The 12,318-nt window shown below is 70.4% G+C and carries 9 protein-coding genes; 5 read left to right on the top strand and 4 right to left on the bottom strand.

What is annotated here, in order from left to right:
* Positions 1-38: 38 nt before the first annotated feature.
* Positions 39-1,418 carry an MFS transporter gene (locus tag ABZ877_RS22665; RefSeq protein ID WP_361074089.1) on the bottom strand — a complete coding sequence of 460 codons (1,380 nt, stop codon included), beginning with the start codon at positions 1,416-1,418 and terminating at the stop codon, positions 39-41.
* A 394-nt stretch (positions 1,419-1,812) separates the two neighbouring features.
* On the opposite strand from ABZ877_RS22665, the gene ABZ877_RS22670 reads away from it, so the two are divergent.
* Positions 1,813-3,837, top strand: a complete 2,025-nt coding sequence (locus ABZ877_RS22670; protein WP_361074031.1) for a bifunctional glycosyltransferase 87/phosphatase PAP2 family protein — start codon at positions 1,813-1,815, stop codon at positions 3,835-3,837.
* On the opposite strand, the gene ABZ877_RS22675 is transcribed toward ABZ877_RS22670, so the two are convergent.
* The 3 genes from ABZ877_RS22675 to ABZ877_RS22685 form a co-directional block, all read right to left on the bottom strand.
* Complete coding sequence (locus tag ABZ877_RS22675; RefSeq protein ID WP_361074033.1) at positions 3,824-5,035, bottom strand: helix-turn-helix domain-containing protein; 1,212 nt, start codon at positions 5,033-5,035, stop codon at positions 3,824-3,826. The genes ABZ877_RS22670 and ABZ877_RS22675 overlap by 14 nt on opposite strands.
* A gap of 174 nt (positions 5,036-5,209) precedes the next feature.
* Entirely contained in the window at positions 5,210-6,919 is a 1,710-nt protein-coding gene (locus ABZ877_RS22680) for a DUF6801 domain-containing protein (RefSeq protein WP_361074034.1), read from the bottom strand.
* Between the two features lie 119 nt (positions 6,920-7,038).
* A complete protein-coding gene (locus ABZ877_RS22685; protein ID WP_361074036.1) occupies positions 7,039-7,635 on the bottom strand; it encodes a hypothetical protein in 597 nt (198 codons plus the stop codon).
* A gap of 479 nt (positions 7,636-8,114) precedes the next feature.
* Between ABZ877_RS22685 and ABZ877_RS22690 the strand changes: the two genes are divergently transcribed.
* The 4 genes from ABZ877_RS22690 (at position 8,115) to ABZ877_RS22705 (ending at position 12,317) form a co-directional block, all read left to right on the top strand.
* Positions 8,115-9,068, top strand: coding sequence for a hypothetical protein (locus ABZ877_RS22690; protein ID WP_361074037.1), 954 nt, complete (start codon positions 8,115-8,117; stop codon positions 9,066-9,068).
* Positions 9,069-9,535: 467 nt separating this feature from the next.
* Entirely contained in the window at positions 9,536-10,537 is a 1,002-nt protein-coding gene (locus ABZ877_RS22695; protein ID WP_361074039.1) for an ATP-binding cassette domain-containing protein, read from the top strand.
* A 100-nt stretch (positions 10,538-10,637) separates the two neighbouring features.
* The gene (locus ABZ877_RS22700; protein WP_361074041.1) at positions 10,638-11,504 is read left to right on the top strand and encodes an ABC transporter permease; all 867 of its coding nucleotides are present in this window, start codon (positions 10,638-10,640) and stop codon (positions 11,502-11,504) included.
* Positions 11,505-11,510: 6 nt separating this feature from the next.
* Complete coding sequence (locus ABZ877_RS22705; protein ID WP_361074043.1) at positions 11,511-12,317, top strand: ABC transporter permease; 807 nt, start codon at positions 11,511-11,513, stop codon at positions 12,315-12,317.
* Position 12,318 lies beyond the last annotated feature (1 nt).

A 12,318-nucleotide genomic window follows, 5' to 3' on the forward strand; every position in this document is an offset into this window, starting at 1 on the left:
CCGGTCAGCCTAGGCGCGGCGGCACGTGGGCGGGAGGATCAGACGGCCGGGGGCGAGCCGGGGAGCGGGCGGCCCGCCGATTCCCGCATGCGCCAGGCGGCGATGCCGCCGATGACGGCCGCGCCCATCATGTAGTAGGCCGGGATCATCAGGTCGCCGGTGGCGGCGATGAGCGCGGCGGCGACGAGCGGGGTGGTGCCGCCGAAGAGGGACACCGAGAGGTTGAAGCCGACGGAGAGGGAGCCGTAGCGGACCTTCGTCGGGAACAGCGCGGGGAGCGTCGAGGGCATCGACGACGTGAAGCCGACCAGGAGCAGGCCGAGCGCGGCGAGGCCGAGCGCGATGGCCCAGGTGGAGCCCGCGCGGATCAGCAGCACGGCGGGCACGGAGAGGACGACGAATCCGGCGCAGGCGGCGCCGATCACGGCCCGGTGCCCGTAGCGGTCGTTGGCCCGGCCCATCGGGATCTGCACGCACATCATCAGCACCATCACACCGATGAGGATGAGGGTGCCGTGGGTGGCGTCGTAGCCCAGCTCCTCGCTCAGGAAGGTCGGCATGTAGGAGAGGAGCATGTAGTCGGTGACGTTGAAGACGAGGACGAGGGCGATGCAGAGCGCCATCGCGCCGCCGTTGCCGACGAACATGTCCTTCAGCTTTGGCTTCGGCCGCGCCTTCTGCGCGCTCTCCGCCTCCTCGGCCAGCTTCTGGAACGCCGGGGTCTCCTCCAGCTTCATCCGCACGTAGAGGCCGACCAGGCCGATGGGCCCGGCGATGAGGAACGGGACCCGCCAGCCCCAGCCGTACAGGTCGCCGTCCGACAGCAGCGTCGTCAGCGCCGTGGCGAGGCCCGCGCCCGCCACGTAGCCGATGAGCGTGCCGAACTCCAGGAACGAGCCGAAGAAGCCGCGCCGCTTGTCCGGGGCGTACTCGGCGATGAACGTGCAGGCGCCGCCGTACTCGCCCCCGGTCGAGAAGCCCTGGAGCATGCGGGCCACGATCAGCAGGACCGGCGCCCACACGCCGATGGCGTGGTAGGACGGGATCAGGCCGATCGCGAACGTGCCCGCCGCCATCATGATCATGGTGATGGCGAGGACGCGCTGACGGCCGATGCGGTCACCCAGCGGGCCGAAGAAGGCACCGCCGATGGGCCGCACGAGGAAGGCGGCGGCGAACGTGCCGAGCGTGGAGAGGACCTGTGCCGTGCTCGACGCCGTCGGGAAGAAGACGTGGCCGAGCGTCGCGGTCAGATAGCCGTAGACGCCGAAGTCGAACCACTCCATCGCGTTGCCGAGCGCCGCGGCCTTCACCGCGCGCTTGACCAGGGCCGGGTCGGTGACGGTGACCTCGGACGAGGAGCGCTTGAGGTCCCGCTCCCGCGAGGGGGCCGAGACCTTGCCGGTACTGACTGCGATGGACGTGGCACTGGCCAAGGGTCCGCTCGCCTGCCTTTCGTGGGGGACAAGGGCAAAGGCCGTCCACGCGGGAACGGCCTCAAAACGACCATAGGTGCGTCCGCAAAGGTGACGTGTAGTGTGCAGTTGGTTGCATGGCGTTCCCAAACCGGCTGTGGCCTGCGTAAACGCTGAACGGTCCGGGTGCCGCGAACAGACATTTTTGTGATCTTTGTCGCGGAACCGGGCGCCGTCTTCCGGTCAAAACCGGGTGGACAGACAGGTGAAGAGGGGGTTGCGTGCGTCTCACACCGGGGGCGGTGCGAACCTCTAGGAGAAGGACCTGAGAAGGCCCTGCGAAGGATCTGTGGAACGGCGGGGAGAACGCGTGGCGAACGTGGAGCACGGAGGGCCGATGAGCGGACCGGTGGGCACGGCGACCGGACGCGTGAGCGCCGTGCGCGCCGGTTTGTGGCTGATCGCCGCCTTCCTCGCCGTGCGCCAGCTCGTGGTCGTCCTCAGCACACCGCGCGGCGAACGCCTCACCGACCTGGAGACATGGATCGGGCCCGACGGCGTGCTGCACGTCAAGGGCTCCCTGTACGACGCGCCCGACCGCTTCACCGGCACCCCGTTCGCCGGGCTCGTCCTCAAACCCCTCTCCCGCGCCGCCGAACAGGCGCTCGGCTGGGGCTGGACGTTCGGCTCGCTCGCCCTCGTCGTCGCACTCGGCCTGGTCGCCGCCCGCGCCCTGCCGCAGCCCGTCTCCCGCCGTACGTCCCTGTTCGCGGCGCCCGCCGCGATCAGCCTGCTCATGCTGTCGCTGCCCGTGCGCAACGCGTTCACGCTCGGCCAGACCAGCATCCTGCCCGTCCTCCTCGTCCTGCTCGGCTGCTTCGCCGTACGCGGGGAAAAGACGTCCGGCGTCCTCGTCGGCGTCGCCGCCGCGCTCCAGCCGACCGTGCTCCTGTTCGCGCCGCTGCTGTGGTTCACGGGCCGCAGACGCGCCGCGCTCTCCACGGGCGCCACCTTCCTCGCCGCGACCGGCCTCGCCTGGGCCGCGATGCCGCACGACTCATGGACGTACTGGGTCCACCACCTGGCCGGCGCGGGCCTCGCCACCGACCCGGCGGCCAACGCCAACCAGTCCCTGCACGGCGCGCTGCTCCGCCTCGGTCTCGAGGGGCCGGGCGAGAAGGCGCTGTTCCTCGCGCTCGGTGCGGGCGTCACGGTCCTCGGCCTGCGCCGCGCGGTGCGGTACGCGCGCGACGGACAGCTCCTGCTCGCGGTCGCCGTCACGGGCTGCGTGGCGGTGGCGGTCTCGCCCACCACCTGGCAGCACCAGCTCCTGTGGGTGCTCCTCGCGGTCGTCGGCCGCGTCGGCAAGCGCGCCTCCGACCGCTACATGTGGCCGGTCCTCGTCATCCTCGCGCTGACCCTGCCGTCGAGGATGATGCTGCCGAACATGCCGTCCCTGGAGCCGCTGCGGGACAACGTCGTGCTGATCGCGGCGCTCGCCGCGGCCTGCGCCGTCCCCTTCCTCTCCCGCGAGTCCCCCTTCTACCAGGCGCCGATCCCGACGGAGTACGCCGCACCGGTCCCGGCCCGCTGGACGTGGGTGCCGCTCCTCCCGGTGTGGCGGCGCGTCCTCACCCGCCCGAACCTCATCCTCGAACTGCTTCTGATCCGCGTCGGCTACTCGGCGTACCAGCAGGTCAGGCTCGCCGCGACGGGCGGCACGATCTCCGGCGGCCGGGCCACCGCCGAGCACCACGGCGCGCAGATCCACTCGATCGAGAAGTTCCTGCACATCGACATCGAGCACTGGGTCAACCACACGGTCGCCCTGCACGTGACCTGGCTGAAGGACTTCTTCAACTTCTACTACTCGTCGTTCCACTTCGTGGTCCCGCTCAGCCTCCTCGCGCTCATGTACGTGCGCCGCCCCGCCGAGTACCGCTGGGCCCGCTCCGCCCTCGGCTTCGCCACCCTGCTCGCCCTCATCGGCTTCTGGGCGTACCCGCTCGCGCCGCCGCGCCTGATGCCGGGCCTCGGCTTCATCGACACGGTCCACGGCGTCCAGGACTTCTCCAAGCCGAACTACGGCACGCTCACCGAGCTCACCAACCAGTACGCGGCGATGCCCTCGCTGCACTTCGGCTGGTCCCTGTGGTGCGGCATCGTCATCATCGTCCTGGCACGGCGGAAGTGGGTGAAGGCGCTCGGCCTCATCCACCCCCTGTGCACGGTCTCCGCGATCGTCGGCACCGCCAACCACTGGGTCCTCGACGCGGTGGGCGGCGCGACCGTCGTCGGCCTCGGCTTCCTCCTCACCTACGCGCTCCAGGGCCCGCGCGTCCGGACGGCGAAGGAGCGGCCCGCCGCCGCGCGGGCGGAGGACGGCGCCGAGGAGAGCACGGGCGCCGTCAGCCGGCCGTGATCTCCCCGTGCAACCGCAAAGCCCGCAGCGCCGCCTCCATCGCGAACCGGCGCTCCGGCGACTCCAGTTGGTCGCCGAAGTGGGCCTCCAGATTGCGCAGCCGGTAGCGGACGGTCTGGGCGTGGACCCCGAGCACCTCGCCGACGTGCTCGGCCGTGCCGCGCGTCGTCAGCCAGGCGTGCAGGGTCTCGACCAGGCGGGCGCGGCGGGTGCCGGACGCCTTGTCGAGCGGGGCGAGCTCACGGGCGGCGATCTGTTCGACCAGCGCCGGGTCGGAGAGCAGCCAGAGCGTCACCAGGTGGTCCGCGCAGTCCAGGACGTGTGCGTCGGCAACGATGTCATCGTCGACGAGCTGGAGGACGCGGCGGGCCCAGCGCAGCGAGTCCGCGGCGTGGGCGGTCGGCACAGTCAGGCCGATGGCGAGCGGGGTGTCCAGCGCGGCCGAGTCCAGCATCAGACGGCGCTCGGGCGTGACCGGTCCGGGGATGAGCAGATGCGGCTGCGGAACGCCGAGGTCGGTGAGGACGTCACGGTCGAGACCGGCCTGGATGTGCTCCGGCGCCGGGGTGCGTAACGCGACCAGGGTGACCTCGTCGGGCAGCGGCCAGCTCGTCTGCTCGCACAGCTCGTTGATGGTCGTGTGGGTCAGCGGGGTGCCCGCGAGCAGCAGGTGGAGCAGTCGTCTTCGCAGCGTCTCCAGCGCGAACCCCGACCGGGCCTGCACCTCCAGATAGCCCTCGCGGGACAGCGCCTCCAGCTCGTCGACGTAGGCGAAGAGCGCGTCGGCGAAGGTGAGGAGCAGCGTCGGGGAGAGGTCGTAGCGGCGCCCGATGGTCTTGGCGCGGCGCAGTGCGACCCGCGCGCCCAGCCGGTAGGCGCCCTGGAGCGAGTCCAGCTCCCGGCCCTCGTACGCCTCGACGCGGCCGAACTTGCGCAGGAGTTCGTCGCGGACGGCGGAGGGGGCGGCGGGGTCGGCGACCCGGTCCACGAAGGCGGAGAGGGCGTGTTCGACGCCCTGCCGGATGGCGGCCGCGTTCGGACCGTTGAGGAGCCGCGCGTACTCGGGGTAGGCGCGCTCGACCTCGACCCGGATCTCTTTGATGAGGGAGGGCAGTTCCGGCCGCATCACCGTGGCGAACTCCGGTGGCAGCGGGCCCAGCGGCTCGTTCACATCAAGGTGCTGTACGCGGTGCGGCATTGCACGGTCCTCGCTGTTCGGGCGCCCGGTGGGGGGACAGGCGCGCGCGGGGGCCGTGGGGACGGCCCCCGCGCGGCTTTCGTCAGGTGCGTACCTTCGGGATCTCCTGAAACTAGGGCAACTCCGTTGTGAAGTACACCACTTCGGGCTTCGGTGGCCGGAAGTGATCGGATGTCACGGTGTCCTGACCACGGGCAGCTTCGGGATCACCGGCGGGCAGCCGTAGGGGAAGTTGGGGTCCGGGATGCAGGTGGGGGCCTGGTTCATGACGATGCGGTTGCCGGGGCCGCTGAGCGAGGCCGTGAGCAGCCGGTCGAGGTCCTCGCCCTTGGTGCCGCAGCCCGTGAACGACGGGATGTCGACCGTGCCCTTGAGGATGCCGCCCTCCAGGACGTTGAGGTAGCGGCCGGTCTCCGCCTTGAAGTCGCCCCGCAGGGTCGCCCGGTACCGCTTCGACGTGCGGCAGTCGGGGCCGACGTCCAGCGGGGTGCCGTTCACCTCGACGTCGTGGACGCGCAACGACTGGAGGAAGGTGGCGACGGCGAAGTCCTTCTGGTTGGGGTCCACGTCCATGGTGCCGGTGGAGATGGAGATCGGCCCGTTCTCGAACGAGACCTTCGCGGTGACGGGGACGAAGCCGAAGGCGAGGACCGTGGAGTCCGCGTCGGGCAGGTCGAGTTCGCCGAGGGAGTCGATGCGGAAGTAGAAGGGCCCGTCGGTCGAGGACTGGGTCTGGGCGGCGGCCTTGATGTTCATCAGGCCCGGCTCCCTGCCCGGGTCGTTGATGATCACGGAGCCGTTCGGCTTCCGGATGGTGGTCAGCCCCACCGCGTAGGCGCACACGAGCATGCCGGGCGACGGTTCCACGGGGCCGAGGACCGTTCCGGGCAGCGGCTTCGGGATCTGGCTGAGATCGATGTCGCCCTTCGGTGCCTCGGTCGCACAGGTGGTCGCGCCCGTCGGCCCGTCGTCGTCGGCGCCCTCCTCCGGTGCGACGGCGATCCCCTCGCGGCCCGGCGCCGGGGAGCCGGAGGCGCTGGGCGGGGACGACGACGTGGCCGGGCCGGTCCCGTCTGGGACGCTGATCCGGGCCACATGCCTGCCGGCCGGGTCCTGGCTCGTGGGGGTGCAGGTGACGGTCAAGGGGGCGTTGGCGGTCCCACCGGTCGCGGCGGCCAACGGCTGGAGGCGCAGGGTGAGTTCGCCCGCGTACAGGTCGACGTCGCCCGGTTCGCTCACGGTGATCGTGGGGGCGCCGCCGGTGTGTTCGAGGCGCAGGGTGTCGTCGGACGGCGGGGTCGTGGCGGTCGCCATCAGTGAGGACCAGTCGGCGTCCACGGTCGACTCGCCCTGGTGCACCTGGACGTCGAGCGTCGCGTCACTGGCAACCGTGGTGACGCCCTCCGGCAGGAGAGGAGCGAGGCCGGTGTAGGGGAGGGCCGCCTCCACGGTCACGGTGCCCGGTGCGATCGGGGCGCCGGGTTCGGCGGCCGGTGGGAGCCCGGTGGAGATCCGTACCGAGGCGTGCACGGTGGTGGCCGCGCCGGGTGTGGCGGGCGCGCCCGGCGTCTCCGTCCCCGGGGTCTCCTCCTGCTTGGGCTGCGCGTCGGTCTTGGGCTGCGCGTCGGTCTGCTCGTCCGTCCGCTGGTCGGTCCCCTCGTCCGCTCGCGGCGCGGGTTGCCCGTCGGCCGACCCGCCCGCCGCCGGGGCCGGCAGCGCGCAGTCATAGGCGACCTCCACCACGGCCTGCCCCTCGTCCGCGTGCGAGCCCGGCCCGGAGAGCAGACCGGCGGCGAGCGCGACCGAGGCGACCGGCACCACCCGCGCCATCCGCACCGCCCGCGCGCCACCCGCCCGTCGGCCTTGCCGTCCTTGCACTCTCATCCGCTCGACCTCCACTGGTACGGACGCTGGTCGGCCGGCCGCGCTGCGCCCCCGGACGCGGCCGGGCCCGCCGCCGGTGCTGCACCGGCGGCGGGCTGGTTGGGGCGGGGTTCAGAACGTCACGGCGAGGAGATGACCGGCGACGAGGCGAGGACGTAGTCGCCGACGAAGTCCGCGTGGTCACCGGCGCTGATCAGGCCGAGGCAGCTGGCGCCGGCCTGGGCGGCGAGCGTGCCGCCGCCCGTGACGTGCAGGGTGTGGTTGCTGTTCTGGTACCAGCCCGTCACGCTGCCCGCGAAGTTCGCGTTGCAGCCGGGGCCGGTGATGGTGGCGTTGATGCCGGTGATGGTGCCGTCGGCGTGGTCGGTGCCGCTCATGCCGGACACGTTGATCGCCCACGGCAGCGCGTTCGCCTTCACGGTGAAGGTGATGCCCGCGACCTTGCAGGTCGTGAAGGAGATGGCGCTGATGTTGCCGATGCCGGTGCCGGAGAGCCCGGTGCCGTTCTTGATCGTCCCGGAGGCGGTCGAGGAGGCACAGGTCAGCTTGGCGCGGGGCACGGTCAGGGTCGGGTTGGTCGCCTTGGCCGTGTAGGCGCCACCGCCGGTCACGGTGAACGTGGCCAGCGACGTGGCCGAGGCCGAGGAGACGGAGAGCCCGAGGGCGGCGCCCAGGGACGCGGCGGCGATCGCGGTGTTTCTGGTGAATCTGCGCACGGTGGATCCTTCCAGAGGGGTTGAGTGCGAGCGGTACGGATTCCCGTCCGAGGGACTGCCGGCCGGGTGAGAACAGCGGTGCACACTCCACGCGGACGTCATGGCCAAAACTGCGGGGATGGCTGGTCCGTCGCCTGCCGAAGGACGTTACGAGCAAGTAACCTCGCCCCGCAATGGGGAATGCCCGGATTCCTTCCGGCGTATTCGTACGGGCCTTTTTCTTGTCCATGGGCGCTCAGTCGATCTTCGGGGGTTTGTCGGCGGGTGAGTACTTTTCCGGCAGCCTCGGAAAATGCTCAGCAAGTGCGCAGGGCTGCCCGGAAATTACTCACCCGGTGATGAACGCGCCGGTAGTAAAACTTCTGTCAGCAAGCCCATTGCCGTCTTGGTTTCCTCGTGAGTAACGTCCGCATTCCGGCCTCTTCCGCTCGCGGCCGCGCGCCCTGCCGCGCCCCTTGTCGCCCCCGAAGGGAAACCTCATGTCCGTACTGAGACGCGTGACCGCCGCCCGCACCGCACGCGGGGCCGCGGTGGCCGCCGCCACCGCCCTCGCGACCATGGCGGCGGTGGGCCCGGCCTCGGCCGCCGGCACCGAACTGAACGGGTCCTGGGCGCCGTTCAACCGCTGCCCGGTCGACAACCCCGCGATGCTCGCCGCCGACGGCATCGACACCACGGCGATCTGCATCTCCTCCAGCTCCGCGAGCGGCTCCATCAAACTGGGCAGCTCCCAGGTCCCCACCGGACGCACCGACCTCCAGGCCGGCGTCATCACCCACGCCGACGGCACCACCACCGTGATCTCCCCGCCCGGCGGCGCGCTCGTCGCGGCCCCCGCCACGCTGCCCGGCGGGCTGCTCGGGCTGATGTGTCCCAACAACACGCCGATCGTCAGCGCCATCTGCAAGCAGCTCGCCGACGCCAAGCTCAACAAGGTCGTCGCCACCGTCGAGTCGGTGAACACCCCGACCGACTTCACCCTGCTCGCGGGCGTCATGGAGGGCCAGCCGATCCTCTCGCTCCCGGTCCGGATCAAGCTCGACAACCCGTTCCTCGGCGACAAGTGCTACATCGGCTCCGCCAAGGACCCGATCGTGCTGCGCCCGCAGAACCGGACGGCCCCCGACGTCTCCGTCGACGCCTTCGACCCGGACGGCACCGCCAACCCCGACGGCGTCCTCAACCGCATCGTCGCCGTCGGCGCCGACCAGGGCGACTCCACCTACGCCGTCCCCGGCGCGAACGGCTGCGGCCTGCTCGGCGCCCTCAACTTCGCGGTCAACCTCAAGTCGGCGCTGCCGTCCGCCTCCGGCAAGAACAACGTCGTACTGAACAGCGCCTCCACCCACGTCGCGATGTTCGCCGACCCCACCAGTGTGGCCCCGAACGAGGGGGCCGAGCTCGCACGGCACTGGCACACGGCGGTGAAGTAGGCCGCCGGGCCCACCCGGGCCGATTCATCACTCACGGACAAAGAATCCGTGCGGACCCGCACCGGAATGCCAAGAAAAGCGGGCCCGGTCCAAGGCGGCCGGAAAGTTGGTGAATCGCTCTTGCAGAGCCAGGTTACTCAGCCGTAACCTCTGGTTCTCGGTTGTTCGACTCCGTGTCGACACACCCCTGTCGACCTGGAGTTACATGGGAATTCGCGCATCCGAAACCTCCTTCCGGGCCGGATTTCCCATGGGCGGGGCCTCGTCGATCCGCCCCCCGGAGACACGAGGCCCCGCCCGTCGGCCCCGGGTTTTTCGCTCACTCGGTGACAAGGTTCTCCCGCCGGTTTGTCGGGCGATGACAAAGGCCGGGCGGTGGGGCGGAAACAACTGCCGAACCGCTTGTTCCAGCGGGATGGACCCCTTTAACGTGCGCCCGGCGCACACGAGCGCTTGGTGGAGGTGACATGGGAATCGAAGTCAAGGTCGAGGGCCTCACCAAGTCCTTTGGCAAGCAGCAGATCTGGCAGGACGTCAGCCTCACCCTGCCCGCCGGCGAGGTGAGCGTCATGCTCGGCCCGTCCGGCACCGGCAAGACCGTCTTCCTGAAGTCGCTGATCGGACTGCTCAAGCCGGAACGGGGCCGCGTCCTCGTCGACGGCGTCGACATGGCGCGCAGCCCGGAGCGGGACATCATGGAGGCCCGCAAGCTGTTCGGGCTCATGTTCCAGGACGGCGCCCTGTTCGGCTCGATGAACCTCTTCGACAACATCGCCTTCCCGCTGCGCGAGCACACGCGCAAGAAGGAGTCGGAGATCCGCCGCATCGTCATGGAGCGGATCGAGGTCGTCGGCCTCCTCGGCGCCGAGGGCAAGCTGCCCGGCGAGATCAGCGGCGGCATGAGGAAGCGGGCCGGGCTCGCGCGGGCCCTCGTGCTCGATCCGCAGATCATCCTCTGCGACGAACCCGACTCCGGCCTCGACCCCGTCCGTACGGCGTTCATCTCACAGCTCCTCATCGACCTCAACACGCAGATCGACGCGACGATGCTCATCGTCACCCACAACCTCGACATCGCGGCGACCGTGCCCGACAACATGGGGATGCTGTTCCGGCGGAACCTGGTGACGTTCGGGCCGCGCGAAGTCCTGCTGACCAGCCGGGAGCCGGTCGTGGCGCAGTTCCTCACCGCCAGCAAGGCGGGGCCCATCGGCATGTCGGAGGAGAAGGACGCGGCGACGCTGGCCGCCGAGGCCTCGCAGCCCGTGGTCGAGCCGCGTGCTCTCGTGCCGCAGCTTCAGCCGTCGCCGGGGCTGGGGGAGCGGGCGGCTGTCGCGCGGCGCCGGGCTCGTGTGCTCGGGATGCTCGACACCTTGCCGCCGAGTGCTGCCGCCGCGATCCGGGCCACGTACGGGGCCGATGTGATGGCCACGACCGCTGTGTTGCCCCGGGCCGGGGGGCTCGCGTGAGTGCCCCGGTCGCTTTCGATCCCGCGTGCTGCGTGCGTCGTGGCTGGTCGCGCAGTTCCCCGCGCCCCTGCGGGGCGCTCCGTACTCGGCGAGTGAGCGTATGAGCATCGATTCGCGGCCCACCGTGCCGCCGCCCCCGCCTCAGGCGTCCCCGCCCGTCGCCCTCGACAAAGGCGAGCGGGCAGTGCCCCGTACCCCCAACCCCCTCCTCGGCCCCCTCCGCCAGACCGGGAAGCTGTTCGCCCTCGGGCTCGAAGTCACTCGGGCCGTGTTCCGGCGGCCGTTCCAGTTCCGGGAGTTCGTCGAGCAGTTCTGGTTCATCGCCAGTGTGACGATCCTGCCCGCCGCGCTCGTCTCCATCCCGTTCGGCGCCGTGATCGCCCTCCAAGTGGGTTCGCTGACGCAGCAGTTGGGGGCCCAGTCCTTCACCGGCGGTGCCAGCGTCCTCGCCGTCATCCAGCAGGCCAGCCCGCTTATCGTCGCCCTGCTCATCGCGGGCGCGGGCGGCTCCGCCATCTGTGCCGACCTCGGCTCGCGCAAGATCCGCGAGGAGCTGGACGCGATGGAGGTCATGGGCGTCTCGCCCGTGCAGCGCCTCGTCGTGCCGCGTGTGCTCGCCACCATGTCGGTCGCGCTGCTGCTCAACGGCATGGTCTCCGTCGTCGGCACCCTCGGCGGCTACTTCTTCAACGTCGTCCTCCAGCACGGCACCCCGGGCGCGTACCTGCAGAGCTTCTCCGCTCTCGCCCAGCTTCCCGATCTCTACATCAGCGAGCTGAAGGCTCTGATCTTCGGGTTCATCGCCGGAATCGTCGCCGCCTACCGGGGGCTCAACCCGCGCGGCGGGCCGAAGGGCGTGGGCGACGCCGTCAACCAGTCCGTCGTCATCACCTTCATCCTGCTGTTCTTCGTGAACATGGTGATGACCGGCATCTACCTCCAGATCGTTCCGCCGAAGGGAGGCTGAACCGGCATGACCTCCCCCCTCGTCTGGCTCGACCGTGGTGGCGACCAACTCCTCTTCTATCTGCGGGCGTTGCTCTGGGTGCCGCGCACGCTCGTCCGGTACACCAAGGAGGTGCAACGCCTGCTCGCCGAGGTCGCCTTCGGCTCCGGTGGGCTCGGTGTCATCGGCGGCACCATCGGCGTGATGATCGCGATGACCGCCGCGACCGGCACCGTCGTCGGCCTCCAGGGCTACGCCGCCCTGGACCAGATCGGCACCGCCGCCTTCACCGGGTTCGTCTCCGCGTACTTCAACACCCGCGAGATCGCCCCGCTGGTCGCCGGGCTCGCCCTCTCCGCGACCGTCGGCGCCGGGTTCACCGCCCAGCTCGGCGCCATGCGGATCAACGAGGAGGTCGACGCCCTCGAAGGCATGGGCGTGCGGTCGATGCCGTACCTCGTCACCACCCGCATCATCGCCGGCGTCGTCGCCATCATCCCGCTCTACGCGATCGGCCTGCTCTCCTCCTACCTCGCCTCGCGCCTGGTCACCGTCGTCTTCAACGGACAGTCGCAAGGAACGTACGACCACTACTTCAATCTCTTCCTGTCACCCACCGACGTGCTGCTCTCCGTGCTGAAAGTGCTCATCTTCAGCGTCATGGTGATCGTCGCCCACTGCTATTACGGGTATCGGGCCACCGGTGGTCCGGCCGGTGTGGGTGTCGCCGTCGGGCGGTCCGTGCGCAACGCCATCGTGCTCATCTCCGTCACCGACTTCTTCCTCTCCCTCGCCCTGTGGGGCGCCACCACGACCGTGAAGGTGGCGGGGTGAC

Origin of the sequence: Streptomyces sp. NPDC046939, assembly GCF_040644575.1 — a bacterium.
Classification (GTDB): Bacteria; Actinomycetota; Actinomycetes; order Streptomycetales; family Streptomycetaceae; genus Streptomyces.